Source organism: Burkholderia latens (assembly GCF_902499045.1).
Classification (GTDB): Bacteria; Pseudomonadota; Gammaproteobacteria; order Burkholderiales; family Burkholderiaceae; genus Burkholderia; species Burkholderia latens.
In genome coordinates, this window is the sequence record NZ_CABVPL010000001.1 from 195,867 (window position 1) to 213,802 (window position 17,936).

Consider the following 17,936-nt stretch of genomic DNA (forward strand, 5'->3'; position numbering starts at 1 on the left):
GCCGCGTCATTCGACGCGCACCTGCAGCGCGTGGCGCCGCAGGTGCGTCCGTTTCGGGATGCGGTGATTTCACGCGTTCCGGTGTCCCGTTGCGCGCGCCAGCCGCGCATCGTCAATCCCTTCTCCGCCATCGACCGACGAGCAAACGTTGCACTTGCGCGAGCGTGCGTCTGAGCCGTTCGCCGCGCCGCACGTACGCCGTCGTGATCGACGCTTCGGCCGAGCGGTCGTCATCGGTGCCGAGCCAGATGCGATCGCCGCGCGCGATGCGCAGCACGTCACCGGGTTGAACCCAGTAGTCGTCGACGCTCGGCGGACGCGTGATCCACAGCGGCGCGCCGTGCGCGCGAATCTCCGCATCGCTCGGCGCACGCCAGGTCAGTGTCGTGCGCGGCGCGACCGCGAAGCGGATCACGACGGTCGGTAATGCGATCGTGGCCGTCGCGCCGGCGCGGCGCGAATCGGGACGGTCGAACAACGGGCTTGCCTGGTCCATCGTCTTCTCCATTCGTTGATCCGGACGGATGACGCGCACCAGAACAAAAAGGCCTCATCCGTTTCCGGTGAGGCCTTGTGTGACATGCGGTACTGCTCGGATGCTAACGCACAAGCGCCTCCCGTGATCCATTCTTTCGAATGTTCACCGGGCAATGATTCGCGATGGCGATGAGCTTGAACGTAGGCATGCGAACGAGTTTGTCGATGTCGTGCGGCGTTGTCAACGACTATTTTCGAGATGCGTGGCGATCACGCGTCGCGCTGTGCGAGGCCGTTGACGAGCAGTTCGGACAACAGGCCCGTCATCCCGTTCGGGTGGGTGGCCGCACGCGCCTTCAGCTGTTCGACGAGTTCGGCGTTGAGCTTGCACGCGAACGGCACGAGGCCCTGTTCCTGGTGGAGCTTGCGCTGCGCGCGGCGATCGAGCTTCGCCGCTTCGTCGGCGCCCTTGCCGAAGCGCGCGGAGCTGGACTGCTTCATCGCGTGCGTCAGCTTGAGCGCCTTGTTCTTTTCTAGATCGGTTTTCTTCATGGCCATCGCGGCACCTCCGGGAAATGAAGCCGCGATTGTACGCATTTCGGCGGCCGCACCCCGCGGAGCCCTGCGACAAACGCGCCGACGAACCCGCTCACGCGCCTTTCGTCGTGCCCCAGTTGCCGCCGTGCGCGGCGGCCTGCGCGGCCGGCGAGCGCGCCAGATACGCGAGCGCCTGTTCGGTCGAGCCTTCGTGATGCGGCGTATAGCCGGGCTTGAAATAGCGCAGCGCCGCGCCGATCACCTTCCAGAACGACGGCAGATGGCCGCGCCGCGACCCTTTCCACCACGACAGCACGAAACCCGGATAGCGGCCGGCGGCCGGATCGCGCCGGTACATGAAGCGCGCGCCGCTGGTGATGAAGTAGAGCAGCAGCGCGATCACGAACGCCATGTGCACGCAGCGTTCCGCGTACCTGCCGCCCATGTGGTTGTAGATGTCGAACGCGACGGTCCGGTGCTCGACTTCCTCGGCGCCGTGCCAGCGCAGCAGGTCGACCATCGTCGGGTCCGCTTTGCCTTCGTCGAGCCCGTGCGCGTTGAGCACCCAGTTGCCGAGATAGCCGAAGAAGTGCTCGAGCGACGCGATCACCGCGAGCTGCTGCCGCAGCCAGAAGCGCGTGTGGCCGATCTTCAGCCCGAACGGCGCCTCGCCCAGCACGCGCGTGAACAGCCAGTTCAGCTTCTGCGTGAACGGTTTCGTGTCGATTCCGTGCCGGTCGTAGTAGTGCTTGAGTACGCCGCCGTGCGAGCGCGAATGCACGGCTTCCTGGCGCAGGAAGCCTTCGGCCTCGTCGCGCAGGCGCGCATCGCCGATGTGCGGCAGCGCCTTGTTGTACACGCGGCAGAACCACAGCTCGCCTTCGGGAAACAGCAGATTCAGCGTGTTGATGATGTGCGTGCTGCCCGGGTCGTTCGGCACCCAGGTGATCGGCGTGTCGCTGAAGTCGAACTTCACGTGCCGGGCCTTGATCTTGTGATAGTCGGCGGCGGTTTCGGTCATCTGTGTCTCCTGTCCTGTGCGGCGGCGTGCGCCGTCAATGCGACGCCATGCTGACGCGGGCGATCATCCGGCCGAGCCACGGCATGAAGCGGCCGACGAAGCGCAGCGCGTGCGCCTCGGTACCGACCGCGACGACCGGCCGGTTGCGCAGCACACCGTCGACCATCGCCCGCGCGACGGTTTCCGGCTTCAGGCCGCGCAGCTGGTACAGCTTCGTCGCGCGCTTGCGCAGCCGCGCCTCGTCCTGCACGCTGGCGCCGGCGTACTGCGTCGACGCCATGATTCCGGTTTCCGCGAAGCCCGGGCACACGGCGGTCACGCCGATGCCTTTCTCGGCGAGCTCCGCGCGCATGCACTCGCTGAGCATCAGCACGGCGGCCTTCGTCGTCGCGTAAGCGGGCAGGTCGCGCGACGGCCCGAACGCGGCCGCCGACGCGGTATTCACGATGTGGCCGCCGGTGCCGCGCGCGGCCATTTGCTGCGCGAACAGTCGCGACCCGTGGATCACGCCCCACAGATTCACGTGGAGGATGCGCTCCCAGTGCTGCTCGCTCGTATCGAGAATGCCGCCGGCCATGCCGATGCCCGCGTTGTTGATCACGACGTCCGCGCCGCCGAGTTCGCGGCCGACCCACGCGGCAAGCGCTTCCATGTCGCCGGCGCAGCCGACGTCCACGCGTTTCGCATGCGCGGTCGCGCCGGTCAGCCCGAGCAGCAGCGCGGTGCGCTCGGCACTCGCGAGATCGATGTCGCATGCGACGACCGTCGCGCCTTCGCGCGCGAACGCGAGCGCCGCGCAGCGGCCGATGCCGCTGCCCGCGCCGGTCACGACTGCGACCTTGCCGCTGAAGCGGCCGCTGGTCGTGCGGCGGCGCGCGTTCGCGAGCGCCGGCGGTTCGTCGCCCGACTCGACTGCATCGATCAACTGCGCGGCGAGGCTCGCGAAGCGCGCGGGATCGGCAAGCGGCAGCCAGTGGCCGGCCGCGACTTCGCGGCGGTAGTACTGCGGCACCCAGCGCGACAGGTTTTCCGACAGCGCGGGGCTCACGTACTTGTCGCCGAGCGGCACGATGGTCTGCACCGGTGCATGCGCATAGCGCTCGCGCGGCGCGAACAGGCAGCGGATGAAGTTCGCGCGATAGAGGCGCACGCCGCGCGCGCCGTCGTCGGCCTGCGCCGTGCGCGCAGCGGCCGGCGTCTTCTCGATCCGGCGCAGCAGCCGCGGCCACGCGCGGCCGAGCCACAGCCGCCAGCTCAGTTCCGGGATGAACGGCAGGTGGAACAGATATACGTACCACGAGCGCACGAGCTGGCCGCCGAGCTTCGCGAGCGACGCTGGCGTCGGATGCAGCACGCGCTCGCGCAGCCAGAAGCCGACGTGGTCGAGGCACGGCCCCGAGCACGACGTATACGATGCGATGCGTCCGGCGAGCCGCGGTTCGGTGACGAATTCCCAGCCCTGGATCGAGCCCCAGTCGTGCGCGATCAGGTGCACCGCGCGGCCGGGGCAGAGCGTGTCGATCACCGCGATGAAATCGTCGGTCAGCTTCGCGAGGTGATAGTCGGCCGTGCGCGTCGGCGCGCCCGACAGGCCCGCGCCGCGCACGTCGTACGCGATCACGTAGTGCTTGCGCGCGAGCAGCGGCGCAACCTGCTGCCACACGCTGCTGTCGTCGGGATAGCCGTGCACGAGCACGACCGGCGAGCGGGCCGGGTCGCCCCAGGTCCGCACCGCGAGCGTCAGGTCGCCGGACGCGACGGCCGTCTCGCTGTGAACCGATTCGAACAGGGAGAGCGGCGCTTCGTCGGATAGAGGCTGCATCGTGAGTCCGTCGTTCAGGGAGTCGGGAGGAGGGCGCGTGGCATGCGAGTCAGGCAGCAGCCGGCACGTTCGCCGAGGCTTGCGCGCGTTCGGCCTGGCGGCGCTGCCAGCGGCGCACATGCGGCAGGTCGTCGTCGAGCCAGTACGCGTCGTCGTCGGTGATCACCAGCAATTCCTCGAACTTCGCGCCGACGCCGGCGAAGCCGAGATGCGGTTCGACCGCCCAGAGGCCCGGCACGGGCGCGTGCTCGGAGCGGCGGTCGATCGACCACAGCGGCGACCAGCCCTGCTGCTTCGCCGCGCGACCCTGGTCCAGCAGCAGATTGCGCGTCGCGTTCAGCCCGAAGCGCGCGACGAAGCGCGGCTTCGACAGCTTGTGGATCTTCGCGACGCGGTGCGCGAGCACCTTGAACGGATAGGCCTTGTGGCGCGGCTCGACGCCCTGGCGGCGGCACAGCGCGTCGACCACCTGCGCGACTTCGGCCATCGATCGCCGCTCCTTCACGAGCCGCACGATCATGTCGCGATGGTCCATCAGGTCGTCCTGCAACTGTTCGAGGATCGGGTTGCGGCCGACGCAGTGCGCGTAGCCGACGTCGGCGACGACGCCGTCGAGCACGGGCGCGACGTCGAGGATCACGGGCATGTCGGCTTCGAGCTGGCGATTGCTCGGGAAGAACGCGAGGTTGAAGCCGCCCAGGTGCTTCAGGCCCGAGAAGCCTTCGAACGCGGTGCGGTCGCCGAACCACGCGAACGGCTTGTGCAGCCAGTCGCGCACGCCGTGGTCCTGCAGCCATTCGGTCAACAGGCGCGCGGCTGCCTTCTCCGTGATGCCGGGATAGAGCATCGCGCCGACCGTTTCCACGCAGCGGTAGGCAAGCTGCTGGACCGCGCGGAATTGCGGCAACTCGTCGACGTGGACTTCCGGCAGCGGATGGTGGGCGGTCATGATGCGTCTCCATGTGTCGGCCCGCGTTCGCGTGTCGGCGCGACGCGGGTCCTGTCCAAGGCCGGGGTGCTGAGCCGAACGCAGCCGCCGGTGATCCGGACACGCATTATTCAGTCAGCATTTAATGTGCCATTGATTGATGTAATGATCATAGCCGATCCGATGCCGCGCGCCAGCCCCCGGAGGTGAGGACTTCTCCTAATGACGCGCCGAAATGGAGGGGAAGCTCTAGGTTTGCGGAGGCCCGGCGGGATGACCGTCGCTGTGCATGTGCCGCGAGCACGGGAGCCTGCCGGGACCGTCACGCGAGCTCCCGGCGTGGGCGCGCGATGTCGCGCTGGATCAACTCGCCGTCGTGTCGCGGCGCGCCGCTGTCAAATTGCCGAAATATTTTCGTCACATCATCCGCCCCCGATTCGTAGCTTTTACGACTTCGCGGGGCCGGTGTGTCGCGCGTCGCGCGGGGCAGCGGCCGAAGCCGATTCGGCACTTCAACGGAGAAAGACCATGCAACGCCGCCAGTTCATGAACACCCTTGCCGCGGCGACTGCTGCGACGCCGCTGATGCTCAAGGCCGGCATGGCCGGCGCGAAGAGCGCCACCGCGCCGGATCCTCTGGACCCGGGCCGCTGGTCGCCGTTCAACGCCGCGCGCCTGCAGGCGGTGCTCGACCAGCATGGCGTCGCGAGCGCGCGCTACGACGCCAAGCGCCGCCCGTATGCGGTGTTCGACTGGGACAACACGTGCATCATGAACGACTGCGAAGAGGCGTTGCTGATGTACCAGATCAATCATCTGCAGTACAAGCTGACGCCGGACGAGTTCGTTGCGGTGATGTGGAAGGACGTGCCGAAGGGCGCGTTCATGAAGGACTACACGACCGTCGATGGCAAGCCGGTGACGATGGAAGATCTCGCCGCCGACGTCGAGTCCGACTATCGCTGGCTCCATGCGAACTACAAGGGCCTCGGCGGCGACAAGAGCCTCGACGAGATCCGCGAGACCGACCAGTTCAAGGATTTCCGCGCGAAGCTCTACTTCATGTACGACGCGATCTGCGACACGCATCCGCTCGAAGTCGGCTACAAGTGGATCATCTACTTCTACAAGAACATGACGACCGCCGAGCTGCAGGCGATGGCGGAAGCGTCGAACAACTACGGCATCGGCGACGCGCTGCGCAAGGTCCGCTACGAAAGCCCGAAGACGCTGCCGGGCAAGGCCGGCGTGGTGGCCGACACGCATTTCCACGGCATCCGCATTCACGAGGAAATCCGCGCGGTGATGCATACGCTGCGTGCGAACGGCATCGACGTGTACGTGAGCACTGCGTCGCTCGACGACGTCGTGCGCGTATTCGCCGGCAATCCGAACTATGGCTACGGCGTGCCGCCCGAGAACGTGATCGGCCTGCGCCTCGACATGCAGGACGGCAAGTATACGAGCACCTATCCGGCCGGCTGGCATTTCAACTGGGGGCCCGGCAAGACGGTCGGCATCCGTAACGTGCTCGCGTCGAAGAAGGGCTACGGCCCGCTGCTGGTGTTCGGCGACAGCGACGGCGATGCGTGGATGCTGCGCGATTTCAAGGACACCGCGGCCGGCGTGATCGTCAACCGGATGAAGAAGGGCGAGATCGGCGCGGACAGCAAGCTCGCGGCCGAACAGATCGGCAATCCGAACGCGCGCTTCCTGCTGCAGGGCCGCGACGAGCACACGGGCCTGATGATCCCGGACGAGAAGTCGATCAAGTACGGCAAGACCGAGCGCAAGCTGCTGGCCTGACGCGGGGCGGGCGGCGGGCAGCCTGAACCGGCCACCGCGGCCCCGCGCCCGTCGCTGTCCGCCGCGGCGCCGTGCGGGCCGGCATGCGTGTGTCAATGCTCGCGCGCGGGGCCCAACCGATCCAGCAACGCTCCCAGCAGATCGACCGGCAGCGGAAACACGATCGTCGAATTCTTGTCCGCGGCGATCGTCGTCAGCGTCTGCAGGTAGCGCAGCTGCATCGCCTGCGGCTGCTGCGCGAGCCGCTGCGCGGCCTGCAGCAGCTTCTCCGACGCCTGCAGTTCGCCTTCCGCGTGGATCACCTTCGCGCGCCGCTCGCGCTCGGCCTCGGCCTGCCGCGCGATCGCACGGATCATCGTCTCGTTCAGGTCCACGTGCTTGATCTCGACCGTCGACACCTTGATCCCCCACGCGTCGGTCTGTGCGTCGAGCGTCTTCTGGATGTCGGCGTTCAACTGCTCGCGCTCGGCGAGCAGCGCATCGAGCTCGTGCTTGCCGAGCACCGCGCGCAGCGTGGTCTGTGCGAGCTGGCTCGTCGCCTCGAAGAAGCGCGCGACCTGGATCACCGCCTTTTCCGGATCGACGACGCGGAAATACACGACCGCATTGACTTTCACCGACACGTTGTCGCGCGTGATCACGTCCTGCGCGGGCACGTCGAACACGACGGTGCGCAGGTCGATCCGCACGACCTGCTGGACGATCGGGATGATCAGCACGAGGCCCGGCCCCTTCACCTTCCAGAAGCGGCCCAGCATGAACACGACGCCGCGCTCGTACTCGCGGAAGATGCGGATCGACGAGGCGACGAGCACCACGACGAAGACGATCAGGACGCTGCTGAAGCCGAACGTGTAGCCCATCATGACGGTGCTCCGTGGTGTCGTTGTTCGTGTCCCGGCACGTCGTAGAGCGGCGCGACGGTGAGCGTCAGCCCTTGGCGGCCGGTCACGCGCACGCGGCAACCGGCGGCCAGCGGCGTGCTGCTCGCGACGCGCCAGCGCTCGCCGTGCACGCGCGCCCAGCCCGCCGCCGACGGTGCGGGGCCGGCAGCGCCCTGCGGCTGGTCGGCATGCAGGCCGTCGTCGAGCACTTCGCCGATGCTGCCGAGCATCGCCTCGGCGCCCGTCACCACCGGCCGCCGCCGCGCGCGCAGCGCGACGCTCGACACCGCGGCGACGAGCAACCCGCCGCCGAGCGCAAGGCCCGCGATCACCGGCCACGGAATCCCGTAGCCGGGCACGTCGGTGTCGATCAGCATCAGCGCGCCGATCGTGAACGCGACGATCCCGCCGAAGCCGAGCACGCCGAAGGTCGGCAGGAACGCCTCCGCGACGAGACAGCCGAGCCCGAGCAGCACGAGCCCGAGACCCGCATAGCTGATCGGCAGCAACTGCATCGCGAACAGCCCGACCAGCAGGCAAATGGTGCCGGCCACGCCCGGCAGCACGAAGCCAGGGTTCGCGAATTCGAAGAACAGCCCGTAGATGCCGATCGTCAGCAGGATCAGCGCGACGTTCGGATCGGCGATGATCGACAGGAAACGGCTGCGCCAGTCCGGCGCGAGTACGACGAGCGGTGCGCGGGCGGTCGCGAGATGCAGCGCGCCGGCGGTCGTCGTTACCGCGCGGCCGTCGAGCTGGCGCGCCAGGTCGGCCGGGTCCTGCGCGATCACGTCGACCACGTGCTGCGCGTGCGCGTCGTTCGCGGACAGGCTCACGGCTTCGCGCACCGCGCGTTCGGCCCAGTCGGCATTGCGCCCGCGCAACTGCGCGAGGCCGCGGATGTACGCGGCCGCGTCCTGCGTCGCCTTGCGGATTTCGGTCGATTGCGTGTCGTTCGGCAACTCGGCGGGTGCGCCGGATGCGCCCGATGCACCGGCAGCGCCCGAGGTCCCGGCAGGCGAAGGCTTTTGCGTCCCCGGCGTCCCGCCGATCCCGAACTGCACCGGCGACGCCGCGCCGAGATTGGTGCCGGGCGCCATCGCGGCGACGTGGCTCGCGTAGACGATATAGGTTCCCGCGCTCGCGGCCCGCGCACCGCCGGGTGCGACGAACGCCGCGACGGGCACCGGCGAGCCGAGGATCGCCTTGATGATCTGCCGCATCGACGTGTCGAGGCCGCCCGGCGTATCGAGCTGCAGGATCGCGAGCGGCGCGTGCTCGCGTGCCGCGCGCTCGAGCGAGCGGACGATGAAGTCGGCGCTGGCCGGGCCGATCGCGCCGTTGACGGGAATCACGATGACCGGCGCCGCGGCGGCCGGCGCCATGGCGGGCGCGGCGGCGCCGGGAGCGGCAACCGCCGCGCACACGACGAGCAGCGCCGCGAACAGCGCGGCGCGCGCGACCCGCGCGGAAAGCGGGTGACGAAGGCGGCCGCCGGGCGATGCAGACGCAGGCGGCGGCCGATCACGGTGAATGCGCATCGGGGCGTCCGGGCGGCGCGCGACCGCGCGTCGTCCGGCTCGCGGGAAGGGCGTTGGCCCGATGCTTGAAGATTAGGCGGTTTCGGCGAAAAGCGCGAAGGCGGGGCGGCACCGCCCGCGCTCAGTTGCCGGCGCCGCCGCCGCGCGCCAGCGCTTCTTCCCGGTACTCGGCCGGGCTGCGCCCGCTCCATTTGCGAAACGCGCGGTAGAACGCGCTCGGTTCGGCGAAGCCGGCGGCGGCCGCGACGTCGGCGATCGTACGCGACGGATCGGCCAGCGCCTCGAACGCGAGGTCGCGCCGCAGCGTGTCCTTGATCGACTGGTACGCGTGGCCTTCCTGATGCAGCTTGCGGCGCAGCGTCGCCTCGGCCACGTGCAGCCGCGCGGCCATCCCGCCGGCGCCGGGCCACGACGCGGGCGGCATTCCGCGCAGCACCGTGCGCACGCGCTGCGCGAGCGCGTTCGGGTTGCGGTACTTGACGATGAAGCTGGCCGGCGCGTTGCGCAGAAAGGTTTTCAGCGTCTTCGCGTTCTGCACGACCGGCAGCGTCGCGAATTCGGGATCGAAATCGACATACGAATCGGGCTGGTTGAAGCGCATGTCGTCGCACAGCATCGACGGATATTCATGGTCGGCGGGCGGCGTGTCGCAGCGAAAGCTCGCGTGCAGCACCGGGATCCGCCGTCCGATCAGCCAGCACGTGAGCCCGTACACGATGATGAAATAGGTCGCGTACGTGAACATCGCGGGCGCCGCGCTGCTGTTGCGGTGCACGAAGCGCAGCCGCACGCGCTGCGGATTCGCGTCGAGCTCCGCGTGCAGGTCGTCGAGCACGCAATGCATGAAATTCACCGCGCGCGCCATCGCATGGAGCCCGTCCTGCGCGGACAGCGCGGCCTGGCTCATCGCGATGAAGCTGCCGCTGCGCATCGGATGCCGATCCTGCCCGAAAAACTCGTCGTCGAGCGCGCGCGCGATCGCGTTCCACAATGCGCCGTATTGCTGCGCCGACACGCGCGCACGCGGCTGCGCGAGCAGCGCGGGCGCGATGCCGGCCTGCGCGAGCAGCGGCTCGGCCGCGACGCCGCGCCGGGTGGCGAGCGCGACGCTGTAAGCGACGAGGCTGATCGCGACGGTTCCCTTGTCTTCCTGCTTCATCGAAGCCGCCGGTATGGCAAAAACGCTCAGTGTAAATGAGCGGCGCGAGCATCGAACAGTCGCGCGCGCTTGCCTACACTTGTTGCATCGAAACGGAAGGCCGCTCGCACGTGCGGCCGCAGGAGACAGCACCGCCATGGACGAGCTTTACACCGAAGACCAGCGGATGATCCGCGACGCCGCGCGCGCTTTTGCCACCGAGGTGCTGGCGCCGAACGCCGCGCAGTGGGATCACGACGCGCATCTGCCCGACGCAGTCGTCGCGCAACTCGGCGAACTCGGCCTGCTCGGGATGATCGTGCCGCAGGAACTGGGCGGCGCGTATACGGATTACGTCGCGTATGCGCTCGCGATGGAGGAGATCGCGGCCGGCGACGCCGCCTGCGCGACGATGATGAGCGTGCACAACTCGGTCGGCTGCGGGCCGATCCTCGGCTTCGGCACGCCCGCGCAGAAGGACCGCTGGCTGGCCGAGATGGCGGCGGGCCGCGTGATCGGCGCGTTCTGCCTGACCGAGCCGCAGGCCGGCTCCGAAGCGAACAATCTGCGCACGCGCGCGGAACTGCGCGACGGCAAGTGGGTGCTCAACGGCGCGAAGCAGTTCGTGACCAACGGCCAGCGAGCAGGCATCGCGATCGTTTTTGCCATGACCGATCCGGAAGCCGGCAAGCGCGGCATTTCCGCGTTCCTGGTGCCGACCGACACGCCGGGCTTCATCGTCGGCAAGCCCGAGAAGAAGATGGGCATTCGCGCGTCCGACACGTGCCCGATCACGTTCGAGAACTGCGCGATTCCCGAGGAAAACCTGCTGGGCAATCGCGGCGAAGGGCTGAAGATCGCGTTGTCTAACCTCGAAGGCGGCCGGATCGGCATCGCCGCGCAGGCGCTCGGCATCGCACGCGCCGCATTCGACAAGGCGCGCCGCTATGCGGGCGAGCGCGTGCAGTTCGGCAAGCCGATCGCCGAGCACCAGGCGATCCAGCAGAAGCTCGCCGACATGGCCACGCAGATCAACGCGGCGCGGCTGCTCGTGCATCACGCGGCGAAGCTGCGCACGGCCGGGCTGCCGTGCCTGTCCGAAGCGTCGCAGGCAAAGCTGTTCGCGTCCGAGATGGCCGAGCGCGTGTGTTCGGACGCGATCCAGATCCACGGCGGCTACGGCTATCTCGCCGATTACGAAGTCGAGCGTCACTATCGCGACGCGCGCATCACGCAGATTTACGAAGGCACCAGCGAAGTGCAGCGGATGGTGATCGCGCGACAGCTGTGAGTCGCCGCGCGCGCCGATCCGGCACCGCGCAGTCGAACAAGCAATCGAACAAGCAATCGAACAAGCAATCGAACAAGCAATCGAACAAGCAATCGAACAAGCAATCGAACAAGCCGGCACACGACGCAGGCACGAGGGCAGCACGGCGAACGCGGCGCGCAACGACGTGACCGCGCGACGTGCAACACGGAACCGGGCAGGTGCTGCAGCACGTGTGCCGGTTGACCGCTGAGCATGGAGACTGGACGGAGACGACACATGACGGTACAGGCATTCCTGGACGCACGCGACTTCCTGCTGCGCCATCGCACCGACTACGAAACCGCTTATCGCGATTTCGAATGGCCGGTGCTCGATGCGTTCAACTGGGCGCTCGACTACTTCGACCCGATGGCCCGCGGCAACGACCGGCCCGCGCTGTGGATCGTCGATGCGGCAACCGGCACGGGCGACCCGTATTCGTTCGCGCAGATGTCCGAGCGTTCGTCGCGGATCGCGAACTGGCTGCGCGGCATCGGCGTCGTGCGCGGCGACCGGATCCTGCTGATGCTGCCGAACCGCGTCGAGCTGTGGGACGCGATGCTCGCCGCGATGAAGCTCGGCGCGATCGTGCTGCCCGCGACCACGCAACTGTCGGCCGACGACGTGCGCGATCGCGTGCAGATCGGCGGCGCGACCTACGCGATCGTCGACGAGAACGAAACCGCGAAGTTCGAGCAGAGCGGCCTCGGGCTCAAGCGGAAGATCGTCGCCGGCGCGGCGCGCGAAGGCTGGCTCGCGATGAACGACGGCTACGCGGCGAGCGCCGCTTTCGAGCCGGAAGCCGTCACGCACGCGAACGATCCGATGCTGCTGTATTTCACGTCGGGCACGACGTCGAAGCCGAAGCTCGTCGAGCATACGCATCGCACCTATCCGGTCGGACACCTGTCGACGATGTACTGGATCGGGCTGCAACCCGGCGACATCCACTGGAACATCAGCTCGCCCGGCTGGGCCAAGCATGCGTGGAGCTGCTTCTTTGCGCCGTGGAACGCGCAGGCGTGCGTGTTCGCGTTCAACTACGCGCGCTTCGAGCCGAAGGTCGTGCTCGATGCGCTGGTCAACTACCGCGTCACCACGCTGTGCGCGCCGCCGACCGTGTGGCGCATGCTCGTGCAGCAGCCGCTCGCGTCGTTCGACGTGACGCTGCGCGAGATCGTCGGCGCGGGCGAGCCGCTGAACCCCGAGATCATCGAGCGCGTGAAGAAGGCGTGGGGCATCACGATTCGAGACGGCTACGGCCAGACCGAGACGACCTGCCTGATCGGCAATTCGCCGGGGCAGCCGGTCGTCGCCGGCTCGATGGGCCGGCCGCTGCCCGGCTACCGGATCGCGCTGCTGGATCCGGACGGCGCGCCCGTCAGCGAAGGCGAGATCGCGCTGCCGCTCGGCGATGACGGCACGCGCCCGATCGGGCTGATGAAAGGCTACGCGAACAACCCCGACGCGACGGCCCATGCGATGCGCGACGGCCATTACCGCACGTCCGACATCGCGATGCGCGGCAACGACGGCTACTACGTGTACATCGGCCGCGCGGACGACGTGTTCAAGTCGTCCGACTACCGGCTGAGCCCGTTCGAACTGGAAAGCGTGCTGATCGAGCATCCGGCGATCGCGGAAGCGGCCGTCGTGCCGAGCCCGGACCCGGTGCGGCTGGCGGTGCCGAAGACCTTCGTCACGCTGCGCCAAGGGTATGAGGAAAGCGCCGCGCTCGCGCTCGAAATCTTCCGCTTCTCGCGCGAGAAGCTCGCGCCGTACAAGCGTATCCGCCGCCTGCAGTTCGCGGAGTTGCCGAAAACCATTTCCGGAAAAATCCGCCGCGTCGAACTGCGCCGCCGCGAAATCGAGCGCGGCGACGACGCATCGACGCGGATGCCGGGCGAATACTGGGAAGAAGATTTCGCCAACGAACTGAAATGACGGGCCGCGGGCCGCGCGTGCCGAGCGTTCGGCGCGCCGCCCGCGGCGTCATCGAACCGAACCGGCCGCGTCGCATGACGCGACGCGGCCCACTGCAAGGAGACTGCACTGATGAACGCGAATCCGACGCCCCGTTCGGGGCAACACGTGCCGACGGTCAAGCTGCTGATCGACGGCGCTTTCGTCGAGTCCGCCACGACCGAGTGGCGCGACGTCGTGAACCCGGCGACGCAGCAGGTGCTCGCGCGCGTGCCGTTCGCGACCGTAGCGGAAGTCGACGCGGCCGTGCAGGCCGCGCACGCCGCGTATGCGACGTGGAAGAACACGCCGATTTCCGCGCGCATGCGCATCATGCTGAAGTTTCAGGATCTGGTGCGCGCGAACCAGCAGCGCATCGCGAAGACGCTGACGGCCGAGCAAGGCAAGACGATTCCCGACGCCGAAGGCGACATCTTCCGCGGCCTCGAAGTGGTCGAGCATGCGTGCTCGATCGGCACGCTGCAGCTCGGCGAATTCGCGGAGAACGTCGCGGGCGGCGTGGACACCTACACGCTGCGCCAGCCGCTCGGCGTGTGCGCGGGCATCACGCCGTTCAACTTCCCCGCGATGATCCCGCTGTGGATGTTCCCGATGGCGATCGTGTGCGGCAACACGTTCGTGCTGAAACCGTCCGAGCAGGATCCGATGTCGACGATGGAGCTCGTCGAACTCGCGATCGAGGCCGGCGTGCCGAAGGGCGTGCTGAACGTCGTGCACGGCGGCAAGGAAGTCGTCGACGCGATCTGCACGCATCCGCTCGTGAAGGCGATCTCGTTCGTCGGCTCGACGGCCGTCGGCACGCACGTGTACAACCTCGGCAGCCAGCACGGCAAGCGCGTGCAGTCGATGATGGGCGCGAAGAACCACGCGGTGGTGTTGCCAGACGCGAACCGCGAGCAGGCGATCAACGCGCTCGTCGGCGCGGGCTTCGGCGCCGCCGGCCAGCGCTGCATGGCGACGTCCGTCGCGGTGCTGGTCGGCCAGGCACGCGACTGGCTGCCGGACCTCGTCGCGAAGGCGAAGACGCTGAAGGTCAACGCAGGCTCGGAGGCGGGCACCGACGTCGGGCCGGTCGTGTCGCGCGGCGCGAAGGCGCGCATCCTGTCGCTGATCGAAGCAGGCATCAAGGAAGGCGCGACGCTCGAACTCGACGGCCGCGACGTGAAGGTCCCCGGTTTCGAGGAAGGCAACTTCATCGGCCCGACGATCTTCTCCGGCGTGACGACCGACATGACGATCTACACGCACGAAATCTTCGGGCCGGTGCTGGTCGTGATGGAAGTCGACACGCTCGACGAAGCGATCGCGCTCGTCAACCGCAATCCGATGGGCAACGGCGTGGGCATCTTCACGCAGAGCGGCGCGGCCGCGCGCAAGTTCCAGAGCGAGATCGACGTCGGTCAGGTCGGCATCAACATTCCGATTCCGGTGCCGGTGCCGTTCTTCAGTTTCACCGGTTCGCGCGGCTCGAAGCTCGGCGATCTCGGCCCGTACGGCAAGCAGGTCGTGCAGTTCTATACGCAGACGAAGACGGTCACCGCGCGCTGGTTCGACGACGACACGACGGCCGCCCCGGTGAACACGACGATCCGGCTGCATTGAGCCGCGGAGGAGACGAACATGAAGATCGGTTTTATCGGACTGGGGCACATGGGCGCGCCGATGGCGCTGAACCTGCTGAAGGCCGGCCATGACGTGCAAGCGTTCGACCTGAGCGCCGATGCGTTGCGCGCGCTGCAGGACGCCGGCGCGCAGGTGGCCACGTCGCCGCGCGATGCGGCGGCGGGCGCGGCGTTCGTGATCACGATGCTGCCGGCCGCGCCGCACGTGCGCTCGGTGCTCGCCGGCGAGAACGGCGTGCTGGCCGGCCTCGGCGCGGGCGCGACCGTGATCGATTCGAGCACGATCGATCCGGCGAGCGCGCAGGCGTTCGGCGCACTCGTGCGCGAGCACGGCGGCGCGTTCGTCGATGCGCCGGTGTCGGGCGGCACGGGCGGCGCCGCGGCCGGCACGCTGACCTTCATGGTCGGCGGCAGCGATGCCGACTTCGAGCGCGTGAAACCCGTGCTCGCCGGGATGGGCAGGAACATCGTCCACTGCGGCGCGACGGGGATGGGGCAGGTCGCGAAGGTCTGCAACAACCTCGTGCTCGGCATTTCGATGGCGGCGGTGTCGGAAGCGATGTCGCTCGGCGTCGCGCTCGGCATCGACCCGAAGGTGCTCGCGGGCATCGTCAACACGTCGACGGGCCGCTGCTGGAGTTCGGACACCTACAACCCGTATCCGGGCGTGATCGAGACCGCGCCGTCGTCGCGCGGCTACAGCGGCGGCTTCGGCACGGACCTGATGCTGAAGGATCTCGGTCTCGCGAACGACGCCGCGAGGCAGGCGCGCCAGCCCGTCTATCTCGGCGCGCTCGCGCAGCAGCTGTACCAGACGATGAGCAGCCGCGGCGACGGGCAGCTCGATTTCTCGGCGGTGATCCGCCTGTACCAACCGGCCACGAAGAAGGACGCGTGATGATCGAACTGGACTACGTCGACGACGGCGCGATCGCGTGCGCGACGCTCAAGCGTCCGCCCGCGAACGCTTTCACGGCCGACGGGCTGCGGCAGTTGCAGGAAACTGTCGCCGAACTGAATGCGAACCCGCGCGTGCGCGCGCTGGTGATCACCGGCGACGGCCCGAAGTTCTTCAGCGCGGGCGCGGACCTCAACACGTTCGCCGACGGCGACCGCGCGGTCGCGCGCGCGATGGCCGCGCGTTTCGGCGCGGCGTTCGAAGCGCTGCACGACGCGCGCGTCGTGACGATCGCGGCGATCAACGGCTATGCGATGGGCGGCGGCCTCGAATGCGCGCTCGCGTGCGACCTGCGGATCGCCGAGACGCACGCGCAGATGGCGCTGCCCGAACCGTCGGTCGGCCTGCTGCCGTGCGGGCTCGGCACGCAGACGCTGCCGTGGCTCGTCGGCGAAGGCTGGGCGAAGAAGATCATCCTGGCCGGCACGCGCGTCGATGCGGCCACCGCGCTGCGGATCGGCCTCGTCGAGGACGTGGTCGAAAGCGGCGCCGCGCGCGATGCGGCGCTCGCGCTTGCGCGCAACGTCGCGCGGCAGAGCCCGCATGCAGTCGCATACAGCAAGGAACTGATCGGCCTCGCGCGCCGCGGCGTGCCGCGCAGCGCGGCGCTCGCGGTCGAGCGCGAGCGTTTCGTCGATCTGTTCGATACGAACGATCCGCGCGAAGGCGTGGCCGCGTTTCTCGGCAAGCGCGCGCCGCAATGGCGCACCGACGGGGAGTCGCAACGATGAGCACGCCGGTCACGACTCAACACAGCATTGCGCAATCGGCACCGGAGGTGCTGTTCCGCGTGGTCAACCGCGTCGCGCTCATTACGCTGAACCGGCCGGCTGCGCTGAACGCGTTGTCGTATCCGATGATCGGCGAACTCGCTGCGCTGTTCGAGCGTTGCCGCACCGATGACCAGATCGTCGCGGTCGTGCTGCGCGGCGCGGGCGAGAAGGGTTTCTGCGCGGGCGGCGACGTGCGCGCGCTCTACAAGATGGTCGCGCAGCGCGACACGTGGCTGCCGTTCTTCGTCGACGAATACCGGCTCGACTACGCGATCCACACGTTTCCGAAGCCCGTGGTCGCGCTGATGGACGGCGTGACGATGGGCGGCGGAATGGGGCTCGCGCAAGGCGCCGCGCTGCGCGTCGCGACCGAGCGCAGCAAGATCGCGATGCCGGAGACGCGCATCGGCCTCGTGCCCGACGTCGGAGCGACGCATTTCCTGTCGCGCATGCCGGTGGAACTCGAGCTGTACGTCGGGCTGACGGGCGCGATGCTGTCCGGCGCCGATGCGCTGAGCGCGAAGCTCGCGGATCTGTGCGTGCCGTCGTCGTGGCTCGACACGTTCGAGACGCGCATCGAGCGCGTCAAATGGGACGGCGACGTGCTGCCGACGCTGCGCAAGGTGTTCGAGCCGCCGTGCAACGTCGTGCCGCATGCGGCGCTCGACGGCCAGATGGCGTGGATCGTCCGTCACTTCGACAAGCGCTCGACCGTCGAGCGGATCGTCGCGACGCTGAAGCAGGATCTCGCGCGCGACGAGCTGTCGCGCGAACATCGCCAATGGCTGCAGGCGACGCTCGATGCGCTCACCGGCCATTCGCCGACGATGCTGTGCGTGACGCGCGAAGCGCTGCTGCGCGGGCGCCAGATGACGCTCGCAGAGTCGTTCCGGATGGAGCTCGGCATCGTCGCGCGTGCGATCGAGGAGGGCGACTTCTGCGAAGGCGTGCGCGCGCATCTCGTCGACAAGGATCGCAAGCCGCGCTGGGCGCCGGCGTCGCTCGTCGAACTGCGCGCCGAGCGCGTGCGGCATTTCCTGACGTCGCCGTGGAAGCTGTTCGCGCATCCACTTGCCGATCTCGGCGCGGCGTGACGGCGGCGTGTTGACCGCGTGATGGTCGCGTAATAGCCCG

General features: G+C 68.4%; 15 protein-coding genes. 7 read left to right on the forward strand and 8 right to left on the reverse strand.

Features of this window, described 5'->3' with window-relative positions; translation table 11 throughout:
* Positions 1-112: 112 nt before the first annotated feature.
* The 5 genes from BSE24067_RS00915 to BSE24067_RS00935 all read right to left on the reverse strand — a co-directional run bounded on the left by BSE24067_RS00915 (position 113) and on the right by BSE24067_RS00935 (position 4,806).
* Entirely contained in the window at positions 113-496 is a 384-nt protein-coding gene (locus BSE24067_RS00915; protein WP_151062828.1) for a DUF2917 domain-containing protein, read from the reverse strand.
* Between the two features lie 251 nt (positions 497-747).
* Entirely contained in the window at positions 748-1,035 is a 288-nt protein-coding gene (locus BSE24067_RS00920; RefSeq protein WP_151062725.1) for a hypothetical protein, read from the reverse strand.
* Positions 1,036-1,126: 91 nt separating this feature from the next.
* On the reverse strand, positions 1,127-2,035 hold the full coding sequence (locus BSE24067_RS00925) for a metal-dependent hydrolase (RefSeq protein ID WP_151062724.1): 909 nt from the start codon (positions 2,033-2,035) through the stop codon (positions 1,127-1,129).
* A gap of 34 nt (positions 2,036-2,069) precedes the next feature.
* The gene (locus BSE24067_RS00930; protein WP_151062723.1) at positions 2,070-3,857 is read right to left on the reverse strand and encodes an SDR family oxidoreductase; all 1,788 of its coding nucleotides are present in this window, start codon (positions 3,855-3,857) and stop codon (positions 2,070-2,072) included.
* Positions 3,858-3,906: 49 nt separating this feature from the next.
* Entirely contained in the window at positions 3,907-4,806 is a 900-nt protein-coding gene (locus BSE24067_RS00935; RefSeq protein WP_151062722.1) for a M24 family metallopeptidase, read from the reverse strand.
* A 507-nt stretch (positions 4,807-5,313) separates the two neighbouring features.
* Here BSE24067_RS00935 and BSE24067_RS00940 point away from each other — a divergent pair.
* Positions 5,314-6,591 (forward strand): HAD family hydrolase, encoded by a 1,278-nt coding sequence (locus BSE24067_RS00940; RefSeq protein WP_151062720.1) that lies wholly within the window; start codon positions 5,314-5,316, stop codon positions 6,589-6,591.
* 92 nt (positions 6,592-6,683) lie between these two features.
* On the opposite strand, the gene BSE24067_RS00945 is transcribed toward BSE24067_RS00940, so the two are convergent.
* The 3 genes from BSE24067_RS00945 to BSE24067_RS00955 all read right to left on the reverse strand — a co-directional run bounded on the left by BSE24067_RS00945 (position 6,684) and on the right by BSE24067_RS00955 (position 10,175).
* Positions 6,684-7,457: a slipin family protein gene (locus BSE24067_RS00945; protein ID WP_151062719.1), complete on the reverse strand. Its 774-nt coding sequence runs from the start codon at positions 7,455-7,457 to the stop codon at positions 6,684-6,686.
* The gene (locus BSE24067_RS00950) at positions 7,454-9,016 is read right to left on the reverse strand and encodes an NfeD family protein (protein WP_174904669.1); all 1,563 of its coding nucleotides are present in this window, start codon (positions 9,014-9,016) and stop codon (positions 7,454-7,456) included. The genes BSE24067_RS00945 and BSE24067_RS00950 overlap by 4 nt, the downstream gene beginning before the upstream one ends.
* Positions 9,017-9,137: 121 nt before the next feature.
* On the reverse strand, positions 9,138-10,175 hold the full coding sequence (locus tag BSE24067_RS00955; protein ID WP_151067027.1) for an AraC family transcriptional regulator: 1,038 nt from the start codon (positions 10,173-10,175) through the stop codon (positions 9,138-9,140).
* A gap of 136 nt (positions 10,176-10,311) precedes the next feature.
* On the opposite strand from BSE24067_RS00955, the gene BSE24067_RS00960 reads away from it, so the two are divergent.
* The 6 genes from BSE24067_RS00960 (at position 10,312) to BSE24067_RS00985 (ending at position 17,896) form a co-directional block, all read left to right on the forward strand.
* Positions 10,312-11,445, forward strand: coding sequence for an acyl-CoA dehydrogenase family protein (locus BSE24067_RS00960; RefSeq protein ID WP_151067026.1), 1,134 nt, complete (start codon positions 10,312-10,314; stop codon positions 11,443-11,445).
* 258 nt (positions 11,446-11,703) lie between these two features.
* Positions 11,704-13,410, forward strand: coding sequence for an AMP-binding protein (locus BSE24067_RS00965; RefSeq protein WP_151067024.1), 1,707 nt, complete (start codon positions 11,704-11,706; stop codon positions 13,408-13,410).
* A gap of 111 nt (positions 13,411-13,521) precedes the next feature.
* Entirely contained in the window at positions 13,522-15,051 is a 1,530-nt protein-coding gene (locus tag BSE24067_RS00970) for a CoA-acylating methylmalonate-semialdehyde dehydrogenase (RefSeq protein WP_151067023.1), read from the forward strand.
* Between the two features lie 18 nt (positions 15,052-15,069).
* Positions 15,070-15,969 (forward strand): 3-hydroxyisobutyrate dehydrogenase, encoded by a 900-nt coding sequence (mmsB, locus tag BSE24067_RS00975; protein ID WP_151067022.1) that lies wholly within the window; start codon positions 15,070-15,072, stop codon positions 15,967-15,969.
* Positions 15,969-16,760 (forward strand): enoyl-CoA hydratase, encoded by a 792-nt coding sequence (locus BSE24067_RS00980; protein ID WP_151067021.1) that lies wholly within the window; start codon positions 15,969-15,971, stop codon positions 16,758-16,760. The genes mmsB and BSE24067_RS00980 overlap by 1 nt, the downstream gene beginning before the upstream one ends.
* Positions 16,757-17,896: an enoyl-CoA hydratase/isomerase family protein gene (locus BSE24067_RS00985; RefSeq protein WP_151067020.1), complete on the forward strand. Its 1,140-nt coding sequence runs from the start codon at positions 16,757-16,759 to the stop codon at positions 17,894-17,896. Before BSE24067_RS00980 ends, BSE24067_RS00985 begins: the two co-directional genes overlap by 4 nt.
* The last annotated feature ends 40 nt before the right edge of the window (positions 17,897-17,936 follow it).

Excerpts from the sequence above, each read along its gene's own strand:
- BSE24067_RS00915 (WP_151062828.1), bottom strand. The coding sequence starts at position 496 with ATGGACCAGGCAAGCCCGTTGTTCGACCGTCCCGATTCGCGCCGCGCC.
- BSE24067_RS00920 (WP_151062725.1), bottom strand. The coding sequence starts at position 1,035 with ATGGCCATGAAGAAAACCGATCTAGAAAAGAACAAGGCGCTCAAGCTG.
- BSE24067_RS00925 (WP_151062724.1), bottom strand. The coding sequence starts at position 2,035 with ATGACCGAAACCGCCGCCGACTATCACAAGATCAAGGCCCGGCACGTG.
- BSE24067_RS00930 (WP_151062723.1), bottom strand. The coding sequence starts at position 3,857 with ATGCAGCCTCTATCCGACGAAGCGCCGCTCTCCCTGTTCGAATCGGTT.
- BSE24067_RS00935 (WP_151062722.1), bottom strand. The coding sequence starts at position 4,806 with ATGACCGCCCACCATCCGCTGCCGGAAGTCCACGTCGACGAGTTGCCG.
- BSE24067_RS00940 (WP_151062720.1), top strand. The coding sequence starts at position 5,314 with ATGCAACGCCGCCAGTTCATGAACACCCTTGCCGCGGCGACTGCTGCG.
- BSE24067_RS00945 (WP_151062719.1), bottom strand. The coding sequence starts at position 7,457 with ATGATGGGCTACACGTTCGGCTTCAGCAGCGTCCTGATCGTCTTCGTC.
- BSE24067_RS00950 (WP_174904669.1), bottom strand. The coding sequence starts at position 9,016 with ATGCGCATTCACCGTGATCGGCCGCCGCCTGCGTCTGCATCGCCCGGC.
- BSE24067_RS00955 (WP_151067027.1), bottom strand. The coding sequence starts at position 10,175 with ATGAAGCAGGAAGACAAGGGAACCGTCGCGATCAGCCTCGTCGCTTAC.
- BSE24067_RS00960 (WP_151067026.1), top strand. The coding sequence starts at position 10,312 with ATGGACGAGCTTTACACCGAAGACCAGCGGATGATCCGCGACGCCGCG.
- BSE24067_RS00965 (WP_151067024.1), top strand. The coding sequence starts at position 11,704 with ATGACGGTACAGGCATTCCTGGACGCACGCGACTTCCTGCTGCGCCAT.
- BSE24067_RS00970 (WP_151067023.1), top strand. The coding sequence starts at position 13,522 with ATGAACGCGAATCCGACGCCCCGTTCGGGGCAACACGTGCCGACGGTC.
- mmsB (WP_151067022.1), top strand. The coding sequence starts at position 15,070 with ATGAAGATCGGTTTTATCGGACTGGGGCACATGGGCGCGCCGATGGCG.
- BSE24067_RS00980 (WP_151067021.1), top strand. The coding sequence starts at position 15,969 with ATGATCGAACTGGACTACGTCGACGACGGCGCGATCGCGTGCGCGACG.
- BSE24067_RS00985 (WP_151067020.1), top strand. The coding sequence starts at position 16,757 with ATGAGCACGCCGGTCACGACTCAACACAGCATTGCGCAATCGGCACCG.